14 protein-coding genes and 3 pseudogenes are annotated in these 18,261 nt (G+C 65.2%); 12 read left to right on the top strand and 5 right to left on the bottom strand.

What is annotated here, in order from left to right; genetic code table 11:
• Positions 1-36 precede the first annotated feature (36 nt).
• A complete protein-coding gene (locus MPSD_RS20865) occupies positions 37-2,202 on the top strand; it encodes an acyl-CoA dehydrogenase family protein (protein ID WP_086085711.1) in 2,166 nt (721 codons plus the stop codon).
• Positions 2,203-2,235: 33 nt separating this feature from the next.
• Here MPSD_RS20865 and MPSD_RS20860 read toward each other — a convergent pair whose 3' ends face one another.
• The gene (locus MPSD_RS20860; RefSeq protein WP_020786447.1) at positions 2,236-2,910 is read right to left on the bottom strand and encodes a winged helix-turn-helix transcriptional regulator; all 675 of its coding nucleotides are present in this window, start codon (positions 2,908-2,910) and stop codon (positions 2,236-2,238) included.
• Positions 2,911-3,075: 165 nt separating this feature from the next.
• Between MPSD_RS20860 and MPSD_RS20855 the strand changes: the two genes are divergently transcribed.
• Positions 3,076-3,906 carry a class I SAM-dependent methyltransferase gene (locus MPSD_RS20855; RefSeq protein WP_020786448.1) on the top strand — a complete coding sequence of 277 codons (831 nt, stop codon included), beginning with the start codon at positions 3,076-3,078 and terminating at the stop codon, positions 3,904-3,906.
• Here MPSD_RS20855 and MPSD_RS20850 read toward each other — a convergent pair whose 3' ends face one another.
• Positions 3,907-4,257, bottom strand: a complete 351-nt coding sequence (locus MPSD_RS20850; RefSeq protein WP_020786449.1) for a Zn-ribbon domain-containing OB-fold protein — start codon at positions 4,255-4,257, stop codon at positions 3,907-3,909. It lies immediately after the preceding gene.
• Between the two features lie 56 nt (positions 4,258-4,313).
• On the opposite strand from MPSD_RS20850, the gene MPSD_RS20845 reads away from it, so the two are divergent.
• The 3 genes from MPSD_RS20845 to MPSD_RS20835 all read left to right on the top strand — a co-directional run bounded on the left by MPSD_RS20845 (position 4,314) and on the right by MPSD_RS20835 (position 8,081).
• A complete protein-coding gene (locus MPSD_RS20845) occupies positions 4,314-5,507 on the top strand; it encodes a thiolase family protein (protein WP_086085710.1) in 1,194 nt (397 codons plus the stop codon).
• A gap of 22 nt (positions 5,508-5,529) precedes the next feature.
• Positions 5,530-6,996: a FadR/GntR family transcriptional regulator gene (locus MPSD_RS20840; RefSeq protein ID WP_020724587.1), complete on the top strand. Its 1,467-nt coding sequence runs from the start codon at positions 5,530-5,532 to the stop codon at positions 6,994-6,996.
• A gap of 122 nt (positions 6,997-7,118) precedes the next feature.
• A complete protein-coding gene (locus MPSD_RS20835) occupies positions 7,119-8,081 on the top strand; it encodes a sensor histidine kinase (protein ID WP_086085709.1) in 963 nt (320 codons plus the stop codon).
• A 41-nt stretch (positions 8,082-8,122) separates the two neighbouring features.
• On the opposite strand, the gene MPSD_RS28240 is transcribed toward MPSD_RS20835, so the two are convergent.
• Positions 8,123-8,275, bottom strand: coding sequence for a hypothetical protein (locus MPSD_RS28240; protein ID WP_015355071.1), 153 nt, complete (start codon positions 8,273-8,275; stop codon positions 8,123-8,125).
• A gap of 311 nt (positions 8,276-8,586) precedes the next feature.
• Between MPSD_RS28240 and MPSD_RS20830 the strand changes: the two genes are divergently transcribed.
• A complete protein-coding gene (locus tag MPSD_RS20830) occupies positions 8,587-9,117 on the top strand; it encodes a 2-isopropylmalate synthase (RefSeq protein ID WP_020786453.1) in 531 nt (176 codons plus the stop codon).
• Positions 9,118-9,144: 27 nt separating this feature from the next.
• Here the strand turns inward: MPSD_RS20830 and MPSD_RS20825 are convergent, their stop codons facing one another.
• Positions 9,145-10,623: a cytochrome P450 gene (locus MPSD_RS20825; protein ID WP_012393463.1), complete on the bottom strand. Its 1,479-nt coding sequence runs from the start codon at positions 10,621-10,623 to the stop codon at positions 9,145-9,147.
• 113 nt (positions 10,624-10,736) lie between these two features.
• Here MPSD_RS20825 and MPSD_RS20820 point away from each other — a divergent pair, with 113 nt between their 5' ends.
• Positions 10,737-11,387, top strand: a complete 651-nt coding sequence (locus tag MPSD_RS20820) for a TetR/AcrR family transcriptional regulator (RefSeq protein ID WP_086085708.1) — start codon at positions 10,737-10,739, stop codon at positions 11,385-11,387.
• Positions 11,388-11,459: 72 nt separating this feature from the next.
• Complete coding sequence (locus MPSD_RS20815; RefSeq protein WP_020786455.1) at positions 11,460-12,335, top strand: SDR family oxidoreductase; 876 nt, start codon at positions 11,460-11,462, stop codon at positions 12,333-12,335.
• Between the two features lie 43 nt (positions 12,336-12,378).
• Here MPSD_RS20815 and MPSD_RS20810 read toward each other — a convergent pair.
• Positions 12,379-12,978: pseudogene (locus MPSD_RS20810) on the bottom strand (TetR/AcrR family transcriptional regulator); the annotation flags it as partial.
• Positions 12,979-13,068: 90 nt separating this feature from the next.
• Between MPSD_RS20810 and MPSD_RS20805 the strand changes: the two are divergent.
• The 4 genes and pseudogenes from MPSD_RS20805 to MPSD_RS20785 form a co-directional block, all read left to right on the top strand.
• Entirely contained in the window at positions 13,069-13,626 is a 558-nt protein-coding gene (locus MPSD_RS20805) for an NAD(P)H-dependent oxidoreductase (RefSeq protein WP_012393466.1), read from the top strand.
• A gap of 482 nt (positions 13,627-14,108) precedes the next feature.
• Positions 14,109-15,422, top strand: a pseudogene (locus tag MPSD_RS20800) (PPE family protein); the annotation flags it as partial.
• Between the two features lie 345 nt (positions 15,423-15,767).
• Entirely contained in the window at positions 15,768-16,970 is a 1,203-nt protein-coding gene (locus MPSD_RS20790) for an ISAs1-like element IS2404/ISMul1 family transposase (protein ID WP_420811952.1), read from the top strand.
• A gap of 40 nt (positions 16,971-17,010) precedes the next feature.
• Positions 17,011-18,000 (top strand): annotated as a pseudogene (locus MPSD_RS20785) (PPE family protein); the annotation flags it as partial.
• Positions 18,001-18,261: the final 261 nt, after the last annotated feature.

Raw genomic sequence — 18,261 nt, 5'->3', positions numbered from 1 at the left:
CGAGGCGAGCTTGGCAGTGTCGCGAGGAGGGCCCTGATGGGTATCGCATTGACCGACGACCATCGCGAGCTTGCCGAGGTAGCCCGCGCGTTCTTGACCTCGCAGAAGGCGCGCTGGGCGGCGCGTTCGCTGCTCGATTCACCCGATGAGTCGCGACCACCCTTCTGGCAGGACATGGTCGAGCTCGGTTGGCTCGGCTTGCACATCGACGAGCGTCACGGCGGCTCCGGCTACGGATTGCCTGAACTTGTCGTGGTAGTCGAAGAACTCGGCCGTGCGGTGGCGCCCGGCCCCTTTGTGCCCACCGTTATCGCTTCGGCGGTGCTCGCCAAGGAGGGCAGCGACGAGCAGCAGACGCGGCTGCTGCCGGGCCTGATCGACGGCACCGTCACCGCTGGCATCGGCCTCGACGGCAACGTACGGGTCGAGAACGGGGTCGCCAGCGGTGATGCCGGGATCGTGCTGGGCGCGGGACTGGCCGAGCTGCTGCTGGTCGCCGCGGGGGACGACGTGCTGGTGCTGGACCGCGGCCGCAGCGGTGTGTCGGTGGAGGTTCCGGACAACTTCGATCCCACGCGGCGCTCGGGGCGGGTGCGGTTGCACGAGGTGAAGGTCAGCGGGCAGGACCTCTTGTCCGGCGCCCGGGCCGCGGCGCTGGCCCGGGCCCGGACCGTGCTGGCCGCCGAGGCGGTCGGCGGCGCGGCCGACTGCGTCGACGCCGCTGTCGCCTACGCCAAGGTGCGCCAGCAATTCGGTCGCACCATCGCCACTTTCCAAGCGGTGAAACACCATTGCGCAAACATGCTGGTGGCCGCCGAGTCTGGGATCGCCGCGGTATGGGATGCCGCGCGGGCAGCCACCGAGGACGAAGAACAGTTCCAGCTCATCGCCGCAGTGGCCGCGCTGCTGGCGTTCCCGGCCTACGCGCGCAACGCCGAACTCAACATCCAGGTGCACGGCGGGATCGGATTCACCTGGGAGCATGACGCGCATCTGCATCTACGCCGGGCGCTGGTGGATGCGGCCCTGTTGGGCGCGGAAGTGCCGGCTCGTGATGTTTTCGAGCGCACCGCCGCCGGAGCGACGCGAGAGAACAGCCTGGAACTGCCCGCCGAGGCCGAAGAATTGCGTACCCAGATCCGGGCCGACGCCGTCGAGATCGCTGCCCTCGACAAGGCTGCCCAACTCGACAAGCTGATCGAGACCGGTTATGTGATGCCGCACTGGCCCAAGCCGTGGGGGCGCGCGGCGGATGCGGTGGAGCAGCTGGTGATCAAGGAGGAGTTCCGCAAGGCGGCCATCAAACGCCCGGACTATTCGATCACCGGCTGGGTGATCCTGACGCTGATTCAGCACGGGACCGCTTGGCAGATCGAGCGATTCGTGGAGAAGGCGCTGCGGCAGGAGGAGATCTGGTGCCAGCTGTTCTCCGAGCCGGAGGCCGGATCGGATGCGGCCTCGGTCAAGACCCGCGCCACCCGGGTCGATGGCGGCTGGAAGATCAACGGCCAGAAGGTGTGGACCAGCGGCGCGCAGTACTGCGCCCGCGGTCTGGCCACCGTACGCACCGATCCTGACGTGCCCAAACACGCGGGCATCACCACGGTGATCATCGATATGAAGTCGCCCGGGGTCGAGGTCCGCCCGCTGCGTCAGATCACCGGTGGTTCGGAATTCAACGAGGTGTTCTTCAACGACGTGTTCGTTCCCGACGAAGATGTCGTCGGCACGCCCAACTCCGGCTGGACGGTCGCGCGGGCGACATTGGGCAACGAGCGGGTCAGCATCGGCGGCAGCGGTGGCTACTACGAGGGCCTGGCCGCCAAGCTGGTCAAGCTGGCCCAGAACGGGGTGGATCGATTGGCCGGCGCCGAGATTCGGGTCGGGTACTTCCTAGCCGAAGACCACGCGCTGCGGCTGCTCAACCTGCGCCGGGCCGCGCGCAGCGTCGAAGGTGCCGGTCCGGGGCCGGAGGGCAACGTCACCAAGCTCAAGCTGGCCGAACACATGGTGGAGGGCGCGGCCATCTCGGCGGCCTTGCTGGGCCCCGAGATCGCCCTGCTAGATGGCCCCGGTGCGGTGATCGGCCGGATGGTGATGGGCGCTCGCGGCATGGCGATCGCGGGCGGCACCTCGGAGGTGACCCGCAACCAGATCGCCGAGCGGATCCTCGGCATGCCGCGTGATCCTTTGATCAACTAGCGCCCGCGGCTCGGGGTCATCCGCCTCGCGGGCTCAGGCCGGGCGGGGGACCGCCGCCAGGCGCGATTGGCCGAGCCAGGCGGGCACCGACCGGCGCACCTGCGCCGGCCCGTCGATGCGCACCCCGCCGTTGAGCATCGCCCGCGACCAGGACTGGTCCCCGCGCCAGAGCTGAGTCAGCGTGAGCAGGCTGGTCTCGACGGTCGCGGCAACCTGATAGCCGGGGTCGAAATCGCACACGTCGGCCTCTCCCTCGGACACCAGCAGCCACCAGCGTGCGGTTTTGGGTGCCACACCGGCCAACCGGAACGCCAGGACCGTGCGGGCCCGCGGCCACGCGTCGATGGGTACGGTGCGCCGGATATCCCACATCAACAGGTGCGGATCGAGGTCTTCGTCGCCGAGCTCAGGTATCCAGCGAATGCCCCACTCACCGAGTGCATCCACCACCGTGGCGAGCTCGCGACCGCAGGTTGTCAGCGAGTACGAGGTGCGCCCCTCGATATCGCTGCGTTCAACGACAGCGGCCTTGGTCAACGACTTGAGTCGCTTGGACAACAACGCCGGTGACATCTTGGGTACCCCGCGGCGCAGGTCGTTGAAATGCGTGCTGCCCAGCAGCAGCTCCCGAACCACCAGCAGTGTCCATCGTTCGTCGAGCAACTCCATCGCCTTGGCGACCGGGCAGAACTGGCTGTATGTGGACATCGCGCAAGACCCTCCAGTCGACTGTGTCCAGTAGACGCTGTGGCGATCGAATTGACTAGTACAGATTGTGTACCGCCGCAGGTTCACATCTGTCACTGGAAGTGATTCAGCGCCGGCCCGACGATGGTGATCAGTCATCAGAACAGCCCAGAAAGGTAACTCGTCATGACGACCCTGGCCCGGACCGAACCGACCGATCGCGGTTACGAAAGCAAGCATCGCGCCCTGTGGGCATTGGGCGACTATCCGGCCGTGGCCACCGATCTGGTGTCGCCACTTGGCCCAATCCTGTTGGAAGCCACTCGAATCAGCGCCGGTGACCGGGTGCTGGATGTCGCGGCCGGATCTGGCAACGTGGCGATACCGGCCGCGCTGGCCGGGGCTGACGTCATTGCCAGCGACCTGTGCCCGAACCTGCTCGAGTGCGGCCGGGGGCTGGCGGCCGCCCGTGGTGCCAGCCTGCGCTGGGTGGAGGCCAACGCCCAAGCCTTGCCGTTCGACACCGATGAGTTCGACGCCGTGGTTTCCTGCGTCGGCGTCATGTTCGCGCCGTATCACCAGCCCTGCGCCGACGAGCTGGTTCGAGTGTGCCGGCCCGGCGGGGTGATCGGTTTGATCAGCTGGACCCCAGGCGGATTCATCGGTGAGATGTTCACGACCATGAAGCCCTACCTGGCCCCTCCGCTACCGGGCGCCCAGCCGGCGCCGCTGTGGGGAACCGAAGGCCACGTCCGTGAGTTGTTCGCGGATCGGGTCACCGACTTTGCCGTTCGCCGCGGTGCGTTGCTGGTGGACGAGTTCGCCGACGGTGCGTCCTTCCGTGACTACTTCAAAGCGAACTACGGGCCTACCATTGCGGCCTATCGGGCGATAGCGGCCGAACCCGATCGTGTCGCGGCGCTGGACGCGGAGCTGGCCGCACTCGGCGACCGGTATCTGGCCGGCAGATCGGCGATGGAATGGGAGTACCTGCTGGTCACCGCGCGCAAGCGGTGATCAGCGCCCGGCCGGTGCGAAAAGCGGCGCCCCGCCGGTGCCCCGCTCCGGCCGGATAGTGACCGGCATGCCACAGGTCACCGAATCGGGTTCGCAATCAACGATATTGGCGGCCACTCGCAGCCCGGCTTGCTCGCTGAGTTCTACCAGGGCGATGATGTAGGGCGTCGGGATGTCCGGGTGGTACCGGTGGTGGTTGACCGTGTAGGTAAACACCGTGCCGCGCCCGGATACCGGACGTGGCACCAGCGCGGCGTCGCAGTCATCGCACCGTCCGGTTGCCGGGTGTACCCAGCGAGCGCAAGTATCGCAGTGCTCGATGAGCAGCGAGAAGATCGGCTCGGCGGACACGCTCAATACAGTACACTTTATTAATTCGTGTACGCGGGGCCTTCGGACGGTTGCAGATGAAGCACTTCGAGAAAGACGCGATCCTATCCGGTATCGGGATTTCGCGGATCGGCCGTCGAACCGGCATCCCCGGGCTCGAACTGACCATGGAGGCGGTGCGGGCCGCCGTTGCCGACGCCGGCCTGACCCCCGCTGATGTCGACGGCATCGCGACGCTGGGTGACACCCCGGCCGCCGACGTCAACGCCGAACTGCAGATCGACGCCCCGGACTGCGGAACCGGCTTCGGTACCGGCGGGTTGTTGAGCCCGGTGATGTCGGCCTGCCGTGCCGTCGCCGAGCGGCGCGCCCGTCATGTGATCGTTTACCGGACCATTCAGATGCTGGGCGGCACCGTTGCGCTCCAACCGGAGCAGGACGCTCCCGCTCCGCCGCTGGCCCGCATGTTCGATGTTGCCGAGGGTGCCCCGCGCCCGGCGGTGGGGCCGATGGATGACATCACCGATCTCATTGCGGCGCATGCCTACTCGGCGGCGAACTGGCTGGCGCTGAACTGCCGCCGCCACATGGAGCTGTATGGCACCACAAGGGAGCAGCTGGACTGGACCGCCCTCAACGGGAGGCGCAACGCGGCGTTGAATCCGCTTGCCGTCTATCGCGAACCCATGACCATGGCTGACTACTTGGGGGCGCGCCCGGTGTCCACACCATTGGGCTTGCTGGATTGCGATGTGCCCATCGACGGCTGCGTCGCGGTGCTGGTCTCGACCGCCGAATACGCGCGTGATTGTCCGCACCGCGCTGTCCGGGTCGAGGCGATTGGGGGATCCGATGGGTCCGGCGGCTGGTTTCACCGCGCCGACTATCCCAAGATGGCGATGTCGGACGCCGCGGCGCAGATGTGGTCGCGCACCGCGTTGAAACCAGCCGATCTCGAGGTCGCGCAGCTATATGACGGCTTTACGTTTCTGACCCTGGCCTGGCTGGAAGCCCTGGGCATTTGCGCCGACGGCGAAGCCGGCCCGTTTGTCGAGGGCGGAGCGCGAATAGCGCGTGACGGGAAGTTGCCGCTCAACACCTACGGTGGCCAGCTATCGGCGAGACGCATGCATGGCTACTGGGCACTGCATGAAGGCTGTCTACAGTTGCGCGGGGATGCGGGGCAGCGGCAGGTGCCGCGCCGCCCAGAGGTCGGGGTGGTTTCTGTGGGCGGAGGACCGATTGCCGGATGCATGTTGTTGACGTGTTGAATCAGCTGGTGGGGTGGGGCAGTTGAGCGTTGAGCCGGATGTGATCCGGGCGGACAAGCGAGCCGCAAGAGTCGCCCGCCACATTGAGGCCGAGATCGTGCGCCGCGGGTGGACAGTGGGGGCGTCGCTGGGTTCCGAGGGCGCTCTGCAACAGCGGTATGGCGTAAGTAGGTCGGTGCTGCGTGAAGCGGTTCGGCTCGTCGAGCACCATCAGGTCGCCAGGATGCGTCGCGGACCCAACGGTGGGCTGCTTATCTGCGCGCCCGATGCCGGACCTGCGACCCGGGCCGTCGTCATCTACCTCGAATATCTCGGCATCACCCTGGGGGAATTGCTCGACGCGCGGCTGGTGTTCGAGCCGCTGGCGGCCTCGCTTGCCGCCGAGCACATCGACGAAGCCGGGATCGACCGGCTGCGAGCGGTGTTACGCGCGGAGGAACAGCGCAAGCCGGGGCTGCCGGCTGCGCGTGACGAGTTCCATGTGGCGCTGGCGCGGCAGTCGAAAAATCCAGTCCTGCAACTCTTTATCGAAATCCTGATGAGGTTGACCCGCCGCTACGCGCTCACTTCGCGCACAGATACGGTGGCCGAGGCGTTTGAGGCTGTCGACCAGATGCACAACGACCACGCGGCCATCGCTGCAGCCGTCACGGCGGGGGATTCGGCGCGTGCCAAGACGCTCAGCGAGCAGCACGTGCAACAGGTGACCGGTTGGCTGCAACAGCATCAACCTGGTGGGGATGCCAAGCTGGCGCACGTGCCGCGCCGGTCACTGCGGCTGGACTCCGAGACCCCGCCCGGCAAGCTCGCCGAAGTGTTGGCCGCCACGATCGCCGACGACATCGCCGCCAGCGGCTGGCAGCTCGATTCGGTCTTCGGGACCGAAACAGCTTTGCTGCAGCGCTATCGGGTGAGCCGTGCGGCGCTGCGGGAAGCCGTGCGGCTACTGGAGTATCACTCGGTGGCGCGCATGCGCCGCGGTCCCGGTGGTGGGCTGGTGGTCACCAAACCACAGTCGCAGGCCAGCATCGACACCATTGCGCTCTACCTGCAGTACCGCCAGCCCAGCCGCGAGGACCTGCGTTGTGTTCGTGACGCCATCGAGATCGCAAACGTAGCCAAAGTCGTGGAGCAGCGCGCCCGGCCCGAGGTTGCTTCGGTCCTCGACGAGCTGGTTGTGGCCAGCGACTTCGCGTTCGAGGACGCCGCAGACGCCGCCCGTAAGGTCGCCGTCGAGGAGTTCGGCTTTCATGTCGGTCTGGCTCAGCTGGCGGGCAACGCACTATTGGACTTGTTTCTGCGGATAATCGTCGAATTGTTTCAACGGCACTGGTCCAGCACCGAACACCAGCAGCCGACGTTCAACGATGTCGGCGCCGTCGAACATGCGCATCAGCGGATTCGCGAGGCGATCATCGCCGGCGATGACAGCCTGGCCCGCTACCGCATCCGCCGTCACCTTGATGCTGCGGCGTCCTGGTGGCTCTAGTCCTGTGCCGGGGATCTGACAAACCCATAGAGCCCGTGCATAGCAACGCCTCTCGACGGGTATGCCGATAGCCAAGCGAGAGGCCGGTCCAGCGGGGTGCCGGCGCAGGCGGGAGCGTTGAGATGACCACTAGCACGGTGACCGGACAACGAAACTTTGTCCATTCCGCGCTGCTGTACCACTCCCAGCATGAGTATCTGGAATCGGTGCAACGCTTCGTTCGCGAGGCGATGGTGCTAGATGAGCCGGTCCTGGTCGCGGTGCCCACCGACCGGCTGGCGCTGCTGGGTAGCCGGCTGCGCGGTGGAGCCACGGCCGAGCTGCAAATGATCGACATCGCCGAGGCCGCCCGCAACCCGAGCCGGCTGCTGGCCCTGCAGAATGCGTTCGTGGCGCGACACCGCGGTCGGCGGGTCCACATTGTCAGCCAACTTGTCTGGCCGGGGCGCACCGTGGACGAGTGTCTGGCCTGCATGCAGCACGAGGCGCTGGTCAATGCGGCGCTGGAAAACGACAGAGTGACGGCGCTGTGCCTCTACGACGCCGAACGAATGGAGGAGGAGGTGCTCGCCGACGCCCGCGCCACCCATCCGTTGCTGTGGAAATGCGGGTCGCCGCAGCGCAGCGCCGACTACGCGCCGGCTGAGGTCCTGGCCCGGTGCAATCGGCCGCTACCACTTCATCCGGGCGCCGTTACCTGCCTGGTGCGCGAGAGCACCGACCTGCGGCCCGCGCGCTCGTTCGCCGTCGACTACGCGGGTTGGGTCGGTTTGTCGCAGGAAGGCCTCACCGATCTGCAGTTGATCGCCACGGAGTTGGCCACCAACAGCCTGCAATACGCCGACGGTGGCTGCCAGCTGGCATTTTGGCGTCACGATGAGCATCTGGTGTGTGAGGCGCGCGACGGCGGGGAACTCGGTGACCAGATGGCCGGACGTCACATCCCCGGCGGCAGCGGAACTGCCAGCCGCGGACTGTTCCTGGTCAACGCCATGGCGGATTTGGTCCGCACGCATACCTCGGCAAGCGGCACCACCATCCAGGCCTACCTACGCCTTGATCCGATGCGAGGCCAGACCGGATAGCGGCCCGCATACCTGCGGGCCGTCAGCCAGGCGAACCAGCCCTACTGTTCTTCTGGATATGTTGGGACGACCGGCTCCACGGGTGACTCGCGTTGGGTTGAGCAACCCGCCGACGCCACGGCGAACGCCGCGGCCAGTACCACGACCACCATCCGGATTGCCTGCATGCCCTTGCTGGTTTTCCTCGCGCTCATTACCGCGCCTTCCACTAGCCCCAATCCCCACAACCTGCGATTTGTAGCGCAAGCCGATGCTAACGCCATCGTTTGGCGACGCGAGCGGTTTTCGGATCTTTGGGCGGCCCGGTTGCGCCAGCGCGCGGCCGCTGCAGACAAAACCCGCTTGCGCCGGTCGCCGACCCCGTCTAGTGTCACCGTTCGTGCGTCTTCTCGAGTGTGCCGTAGTAGCCAGCACCCGCAGCGGGGTCTGATCCAGACCGACCCCCCGCTGTGGGTCGGAAGCTACTGCCGTCGGTCGTTCCTGCGAATCAGAGAAGACCGCCACCATGACTCTGCTCAACACTTTCGATCTGGACCTCGACCCCGAACCGATCGACGGTTCGGCGCGCAAGCCCGGCGCGCGAGCACATTTCGCGGGAATCTTCGGCGTCGATTTGCCGCGCGGACTGCGCGAGCAGGCCGCCACGATGTCATGGGATCGCTTTGTCGCGACCTATGGTCGCACCGGCGGTCCGGTCCGGTTGGGGCACTGGGAGTGCACCGACGCGGATCGGCCATCCGGGCGGCTGGGGCCGCAGGCCCGCAGCTTCCGCGCGATGATCGCCGTCGGGGATCAGATGAGCACCTCGACTGCCGCCGCGGGCGGCCCGATGGCGGCCCTGACCGCGATGCTGCACGACCGCGCGATCATGGTCGAGACGCTGAAATTCCATCAGGTGCAATCCGGCCCACACACCGCGACGTTCATCTGCGGAACCAACGGGGTGCGCTCCCAGTGGGCTATGGGCTGGTCGCAGGACCCGACTCAATCCGCGCTGCGTGCGCTGATCGCCTGCGCCAACCGGCTGCTCGACTGATGTCCGGCTCGGCTGGTGGGCGGGTGATCAGAGCGGACGCAACACGATCGGCATCCCGTCCTTGGGGACGGGCATACCTCCGTAGTCCCAGCACGCACGGTAGTCCGGCCGGGCGAGCTCCAGGCGGTAGCGGCGCAGCAATCGGTGCAGGATCGTCTTGATCTCCAATTGACCGAACACCATGCCGAGGCATTTGTGCGCGCCGCCGCCAAACGGTGTGAACGCGTAGCGGTGCCGCTTGTGTTCGTTGCGCGGCTCGGCGAACCGATCCGGGTCGAATGTCATTGGATCCGTCCAGAATTCGGGCAGGCGATGGTTCATCCCCGGGTATGCGATGACGTTGGTGCCTTTGGGTAGGTAGTAGCCCAGCAGCTCCGTATCCCGCACGGTCTGCCGCATCGCCCATTGGACCGGGGTCACCAAGCGGATCGACTCGTTCATCACCAGATCGAGGGACTCCAGCTTTTCCAGCGCCTCGATGTCGAGTGGTCCGTCACCGAGGCGGTCCGATTCGTCCCGGCAGCGCTGCTGCCACTCCGGATGGGCGGCCAGGTGGTAGGCCATCGTCGTGGCCGTCGACGTCGACGTGTCATGGGCCGCCATCATCAAGAAGATCATGTGGTTGACGATGTCCTGGTCGGAGAACCGGTTGCCGTCCTCGTCGGCGGTATGGCACAGCACCGTGAGTAGGTCGTTGCCCTCCTGGCCGCGCCGTTCGGTGACCCGGGCGGCGAAGTAGTTTTCCAGAAGCTGCCTCGCCCGTATCCCTCGCCACCAGGTGAACGGTGGCACGCTGGTGCGGATCACCGCGTTGCCCGCGCGGGTCGTCGTGGTGAACGCCCGGTTCACCTTGGTCACCAGCTCGTGGTCGGTGCCCGGTTCGTGGCCCATGAAGACCATGGACGCGATGTCAAGGGTCAGCTTCTTCATCGCGGGATAGAGCAGGAAGCGCGCGTCGTTGGTGGCCCACTCTCCGGCGATGGCTCGCGATGCCACCTCGTCCATGTGCTCGACGTAGCCAACCAGCCGGGACCGGACGAATGCCTCCTGCATGATCCGGCGGTGGAACATGTGTTCTTCGAAGTCCAGCAGCATCAGCCCGCGGCGAAAGAACGGCCCGATCACCGGGACCCAGCCTTGTTGCGAATAGTCCTTGTTGCGGTTGGAGTAGATGACCTGGGCGGCGTCGGGCCCCAGGGCGACGACGGCCGGCAGCACCGGCGAGTCGCCGAATACGACCGGGCCCTTGGTTCGGTACAGGAACATCAAGTAGTCGGGTCCGCCGCGCAACATCTCGATGAGGTGCCCCAGGATGGGCAATCCTGCATCACCGACAACCGGCTTGAGGTCACTGCCCGGTGGGGGATCGGCGAGCGTGGTTTCGGGAAATTGCGTCTTGAGTAGCCAGCGCTCGACCATGCCCATGCCGGGGAAATTGTTGAACGACGGGGTCAGCCGACGCTGGGCTTGGTCGAGGAGGTATGCCGGGGTACTGATAGTGGCCACTGGCGCTCCTTCGTTGTGGCAGCCGTCACTTCCACCTATCCTCAGGACGAACTTGACGGCTGTCAAGTTTCCTTTTCGTGCGGCTTGGTGCATGGTCGGAGGGTGATCGAATGGTGAACGGCCAGGCCGCCGATGAGAAGCAGCGTGGGCCGACGTTGCGACGACGAGGCGACAAGAAGCGACAGGCGATCTTGCAGGCGTTGCGCGAACTCCTCGAGGAGCGGCCGTTCGCGGAGTTGTCGGTCGCCACGATCAGTAACCGCGCCGGCGTGGCCCGCTCAGGCTTCTACTTCTATTTCGATTCCAAGTACTCGGTGCTCGCGCAGCTCATGGCGGAGGCGGTTGAGGAACTCGAAGAGCGCACGCAGTATTTTGCGCCCCGCCAGCCCGGTGAGTCGCCGCAGGAGTTCGCCAAGCGGATGGTTGGTAGTGCGGCGATCGTCTACACGCACAACGACCCGGTGATGATGGCCTGCAATGCCGCGAGACACACCGACATTGAGATTCGCGACATTCTCGATCAGCAATTCGACGTGGTGTTGCGCGAAATTGTCGGTGTCATCGATGCCGAGATGCGGGCCGGCACCGCGAACCCGATCAGTGAAGACCTGCCGACGCTGATTCGCACGCTGACGGCCACCACCGCACTGATGTTGACCGGGGACGCGCTGTTGGTGGGTCGCGACAGTGACTTGGAGCGCAGGGTGCGGGTGCTCGAGCAGATGTGGCTCAACGCGCTCTGGGGTGGTCCGATCCGGACCTGACGGGGCGGTCGGAAGGATCCCGGTGGTCTGGGCCGAGCGGCGCGCGCCGTTACCGCCGGTATCGTCACCGCCATGGCGCAGCGGCGGTATTTCGCGGGAAAGCGGTGTCTTGTCACGGGGGCGGCCAGCGGTATCGGCCGCGCTACCGCTTTGCGGCTTGCTGAGCAGGGCGCCGAACTGTATTTGACCGATCGCGACGGTGACGGTTTGGCGCAGACCGTGTCGGCGGCCCGCGCGCTCGGTGCGCAGGTGCCCGAGCATCGCGTTCTGGATATCTCCGACTACGACGAGGTGGCCGCCTTCGCGGCCGACATCCACGCCAGCCACCCCAGCATGGACGTGGTGCTCAACATCGCCGGCATTTCGACGTGGGGGACCGTGGACCGGCTGTCACACGAACACTGGAGCAAGATGGTCGCCGTCAATCTGATGGGTCCGATCCATGTGATCGAGACTTTCGTCCCGCCGATGGTTGCGGCTGGTCGGGGCGGGCATTTGGTCAACGTGTCCTCGGCGGCGGGGCTGGTCGCGCTGCCCTGGCACGCCGCCTACAGCGCCAGCAAGTACGGTCTGCGCGGACTGTCTGAAGTGCTGCGCTTCGACCTGGCGCGCCATCGGATCGGTGTGTCGGTCGTGGTGCCGGGTGCGGTGGACACCCCATTGGTCGATACGGTCGAAATCGCCGGCGTCGACCGCGAAGACCCGCAGGTGAACCGCTGGGTGAACCGCTTCAGCGGCCATGCCGTTTCGCCGGAAAAGGCCGCCGAGAAGATCCTGGCCGGGGTCGCCAGAAACAGGTATCTGGTCTACACCTCGGCTGATATCCGCGCGCTTTACGCGTTCAAGCGGCTCGCATGGTGGCCGTACAGCGTGGCGATGCGCCAGGTCAACGTGATCTTCACGCGCGCGCTCAAACCCAAACCGGTGGCCCTGCCGCAGCGCGAGTGACCTGTCGTCGCGAGCCTGCGTCGCAATGCTGAGCCGCTGGACATCGGCCGCACAGCTTGCGAGCCAGGTCCTCCCATGCGTCACCGAGCGTGCGCAGGGTGTGGCCGCGATCGTTGAGCTGATGTTCGACATAGTCGACGTCGAGTAGGGCCAGCAGGGCATCGGTTTGGACATCAAGATCACCCGTGGTGTCTGCCGACTCCAAGAGCACCCGCACGTGTCTACGGTGCACCGAGGCCGCCGCGCCGTAGCGGGTCAGCGGATTGCGATTGGCTTCCGAGAGCAGCTCGTGGTGAGCGTGAACGAAGCAGATCCGCTCGCGACCGAACGCGATGAGGCGGTCCAGTGGTGCGGCCTCGGGGCCCAGCGGTGGCGGACCGAACAGGAACGCCTGCTGACTGGCGCGCTCGTCTTCGTCGAGCAGCACCATCATCAGGCCGGCGCGACTGCCGAACCGGCGAAACAGGGTGCCCTTGCCGACGCCCGCCTCGGCGGCGATGTCATCGGTGGTGACGGCTTCCGCGCCGCGCTTGGCGACCAGGCGGCGTGCCGCTTGCAGCAACAGCTCACGATTGCGCGCCGCGTCACCGCGTTCCTGGCGAGCGGATACGGGCAGCTCTCCCAGCCCCTCGACGCCGCTCACCCCAGCACTGTAGCTTGGTTGGAATAAATCGGACCATAGTCCGTTTAGATATTGCAACAATGAAGACCAACCAGTGAAGGGAACGGGCCAGTGGCACAGACAACGTCCGACATCAAAGTCTTGGCGCTAGTGGGCAGCCTGCGTGTGGCGTCTATCAACCGCCAGATCGCTCAACTCGCGGCCGACGTTGCACCCGACGGCGTCAGCGTCACGGTCTTCGAAGGCCTGGGGGACTTGCCCTTCTACAACGAAGACATCGATACGCCCGACCAGGTGCCCGCGCCGGTATCCGCGTTACGCGAGGTGGCCGCGCAGTCCGATGCCGCGCTGGTGGTCACGCCGGAATACAACGGCAGCATCCCCGCAGTCATCAAGAATGCGATCGACTGGCTGTCCCGGCCGTTCGGCGACGGCGCGTTGAAGGACAAGCCATTGGCGGTCATCGGAGGGGCCTTCGGCCGGTACGGCGGGGTATGGGCACATGACGACACCCGCAAATCATTTGGCATCGCCGGTGCTCGCGTCAGCGACGCGATCAAACTCTCGGTGCCGTTCCTGACGCTGGAGGGAAACCCGCCCGCAGACAACTCCGAGCTAACGGCGAACGTACGTGACATCATTGCCAAGCTCGCGGCCGAAGTCGGCTGACCTGGCGGTCGGTGGTATTAGCGGACTGGGCCCGAACGCCGACTCGCACCCCACCGACCGAGCCGCGCTCTAGAATCGGATTCTATTGTGTGCTAGCCACTTTGCCTGCCGCAGCCAATGTGAATGATTGTGTCAGGTGACCTCTTTTGGGTGTGGCAAGATTGCTCCCAGGGGTGGTTTCTGGAAGTCGTCCAGAGGCGGCTTCGCGGATATTCACCATCCGCGCACGGCCTGTCGTAGAGTCCTCCGCAAACCACCTCCGGCTCGGCAGCTGCCGGGTTGAGACTGGAGCGATTGTGAGGAGGCGGGGGCTTGAGATGCGCGGCCAGCAAAGCGGTTAGCGGCAGGTGGCCACTTGCATCACGGCTTTGGTCGCCGGCCGAGGTGGCGCGGCGGGCTACGCGCAAGAGCGCCTCGGATCGACGCAACGCGATTAGTCTGGCCACTGGGATGGTTCCGGTCGACCACGGACCGGGTGACGAATGAATTTTGCGGTGCTGCCGCCGGAGATCAACTCGGCGCGATTATTTAGCAGCGCGGGGCCCGGGCCGGTGCTGGCTGCTGCGACCGCCTGGACCGGGTTGGCCGCCGAGTTGCGCTCGGCGGCAGCAGCGTTCTTGGCGGTGACATCGGGCCTGACGGGCAATTCGTGGCGGGGGCCGGCGGCGGCGGTGATGTCGGACGTGGCCGCTTCCTATGTCGGATGGCTGAGTGCGTCCGGGGCGCACGCCGAACAGGCGGCCGAACAGGCCAAAACCGCGGCGCAAGTGTTCGAGGCCGCGCGGGCTGTGACGGTCCAGCCGGGGCTGGTGGCTGCCAACCGTGCTCAGCTCGTGTCGTTGGTTGGCTCCAACCTGTTCGGGCAAAACGCCCCGGCCATCGCAACCGCTGAAGCTCAGTATGAGCAGATGTGGGCCCAGGACGTGGTGGCGATGCTTGATTACCATGCCGGGGCCTCGTCGGTTGCCGCCGCGCTGACCCCGTTGAGCTGGCCAACCCAAACCCTGGCGGGCCTGGCGGCTCCCGCCGCGGCCCTTGGTTCGGTCGCCAGGTCGATCAGCTTCAATGTGGGCTTCGCAAACGCCGGCCAGGGAAATGTGGGCGCGGCAAATATCGGCGATTTCAATCTGGGCTTGGGCAATATCGGTTCCGGCAACGTCGGTAGCGGCAATATCGGCGGCATCAATGTGGGCTCGGGCAACCGCGGCAGCTGCAACATCGGTCCGGGCAACCTGGGTGACTACAACATCGGCCTGGGCAACCTGGGTGATTCCAGTGTTGGTTTCGGCAATGCGGGTGACCACAACGTGGGTGTGGGCAACGCCGGCTTCAACAATTTCGGTTTCGCCAATACCGGCAGCAACAACATCGGGATTGGGCTCAGCGGGGATGGGCAGGTCGGGATCGGGGCGCTGAACTCGGGCACCGGCAACATCGGGCTGTTCAACTCCGGCACCGACAACATCGAGTTGTTCAATTCGGGGACGGGCAACTTCGGGATCGGCAACTCCGGTGACTACAACACCGGCATCGGCAACGCGGGCGCCACCAACACCGGCCTGTTGAATGCGGGCCTGGTCAACACCGGTGTGGGCAACGCGGGCAACTACAACTCCGGTGGCTTTAACGCCGGGCACACCAACACCGGCAGCTTCAACTCCGGTGACTACAACACCGGCTACCTCAACCCGGGTAACTACAACACCGGTCTGGCCAACAGCGGCGACGTCAACACCGGCGCGTTCATCTCCGGCAATTACAGCAACGGCGCCTTCTGGCGCGGCGACCACCAGGGCACCGGAATTTCTTACTCGGTCACGATCCCAGCGATTCCGATCAATATCAACGAGACTTATAGTCTGGACATACCGTTTACCGAAGACATCGGACCCAGGTCCATTGCAAGCTTTGTCATTCCCCGGCAATCGGTCACCGTGATCGGAATCGACTTGCTGTATCTGGGCCCGATCACCATCCCGCAGATCAACATTACGGGCCCAGGGCTCCGGCGTTGTTGATTAGCAGGCTTGTGAGCTGGGTTGATGATCTTTGGTGCCGCGCTATTGGGGCCGGAGTGTAGGCACGGGCTATCTGGAGAACGATCGAGTTGGTTACTGTTCGTCGTTGGTCTGGAGTTGCCCGTGCCTACCGTTTCAGTATTGCGTGTGTCGTCGGTTCCAGAGGTGTTCGACTGCTGGAGTCCTGGTGAGCGCAGCGAGTTCATCGGATCGGAGTTTCTCGATGTGTTGGCCTCGGTGCCAGACCCGAGGGGCCCACGCGGTCGGAGGTATTCGCTGGTGGCTTTGTTGGCGATCGCGGTTCTGGCCACTGCCGCGGGGATGCGCGGCTATGCTGGTTTTGCCACATGGGCGGCCACCGCTCCCGATGATGTGTTGGCCCAATTAGGGGTCCGGTTCCGGCGGCCCAGTGAGAAGACCTTCCGCGCTGTTTTGTCTCGGCTAGACCCCGCCGACCTCAACGCCAGGATGGGCAGTTACTTCACTGCACACGTGGCCAGCAGCGACCCCAGTGGATTGGTGCCGATCGCGTTGGACGGCAAGATGCTGCGTGGTGCTTTACGCGCCAAAGCGACAGCCACGCATCTCGTGTCGGTGTTCGCCCACCGTGCCCGATTGGTGCTCGGTCAACTCGCTGTCGCCGAGAAAAGCAATGAAATTCCCTGCGTACGTGCCCTGCTCACGCTGCTGCCGGGTAGCTTGCGGTGGCTGGTCACCGTGGATGCGATGCATACCCAGGTCGTCACCGCGAAGTTGATCTGCGCCACCTTGAAGTCGCACTACCTGATGATCGTCAAGTCCAACCAAGCCAAAATACTTGCGCGTATCACCGCGCTGCCCTGGGCCGAGGTGCCCACAGCCGCTACCGACGACTCCCGCGGCCACGGCCGTGTCGAGACCCGCACCCCGCAAATCATCACCGCTGCACGAGGAATCGGCTTCCCCTACGCAAAACAAATCATCCGGATCACTCGTGAACGCTTGATCACCGCCACCGACCAGCGCAGCGTGGAGGTGGTCTATGCCATCTGCAGCCTGCCGTTCGAGCACGCCCGCCCTACCGCGATCATGACCTGGATGCGTCAACACTGGGGAATCGAGAACAGCCTGCACTGGATACGCGACGTCACCTTCGACGAAGACCGTCAAAGGGCACATACCGGAAACGGCGCACAGGTCCTAGCAACGCTACGCAACACCGCGATCAATCTGCACCGCCTCAACGGCGCCGACAACATCGCCGAAGCCTGCCGGATCACCGCTTTGACCGCCAACCGCCGCCTAGACCTCCTCAATCCACAATTCCCCAGCTCACAAGCCTGCTAATCAACAACGCCGGAGCCCTGGCGGCAATGTGGGCAGCCTCAACCTTGGCTTCGGGAACCTGGGCGACCACAACATCGGTCCGGGCAACCTGGGTGACTACAACATCGGCCTGGGGAACCTGGGTGACTCGAATGTTGGTTTCGGCAATGCGGGTGACCACAACGTGGGTGTGGGCAACGCCGGCTTCAACAATTTCGGTTTCGCCAATACGGGCAGCAACAACATCGGGATTGGGCTCAGTGGGGATGGGCAGGTCGGGTTCGGGGCGCTGAACTCGGGCACCGGCAACATCGGGTTGTTCAACTCGGGCACCGGCAACATCGGGTTGTTCAACTCGGGCACCGGCAACATCGGGTTGTTCAACTCGGGCACCGGCAACATCGGGTTGTTCAACTCGGGCACCGGCAGCTTCGGGATCGGCAACTCCGGGAACTACAACACCGGCATCGGCAACGCGGGCGCCACCAACACCGGCCTGTTCAACACGGGCCTGGTCAACACCGGTGTGGGCAACGCGGGCAACTACAACTCCGGCGGCTTCAACACGGGCAGCACCAACACCGGCAGCTTCAACTCCGGTGATCACAACACCGGTTACCTCAACTCGGGCGACTACAACACCGGCCTGGCCAACAGCGGCGACGTCAACACCGGCGCGTTCATTTCCGGCAACTACAGCAACGGCTTCTTCGTCGATGGCGACCACCAAGGTCTGATCGACGGGACTCCGGGCTTCTTCAACTCGACCACCAACCCATCGTCTGGTCTGCTCAACTCGGGGGAGGGCAGCGAGTCCGGGGTGGGCAACTACGGCGTCGGCAATTCAGGCTTCCTGAACTTCGCCTCGGTTACCGGTGCGGGCAGCTCCGGCCTACTCAATGTCGGCGCACTGCAGTCGGGCATCTTGAACCTGGGCAGTACTATCGCCGGGTTCGGCAACACGGGCTCGGTGACGCCGGCCTTCGTCTCCGGGGTCGCCAACGCCGGAACCAGACTCTCCGGCTTCTTCTTCAGGGGGACCGGTCCCTAGTCGCACGTAGCGCGGCCGGCGTTTGCGCCGGTGGCCCGGGCGCCAGGGGCTACGAGCGCAGCGCCGCCGGACGGCACATCGGCGCGTTTGCTGCTGGTCGGATCGGTGCGACTGGACCGCGCCGCTGTCGGTGGTCGGTGGTACACCATTCGTGGACGACGCGGCCGGCGGATTTGTGATCTGCGACACGCCGTGCCGACGTCCGACACAGCCTCACGACCAGGGAATTTCAAAAATGTCATTCCGAACATCTTGTATCTC

It is taken from the genome of Mycobacterium pseudoshottsii JCM 15466 (assembly GCF_003584745.1).
GTDB classification, from domain to species: domain Bacteria; phylum Actinomycetota; class Actinomycetes; order Mycobacteriales; family Mycobacteriaceae; genus Mycobacterium; species Mycobacterium marinum.
This window is presented reverse-complemented; position numbering and strand designations above follow the sequence as displayed.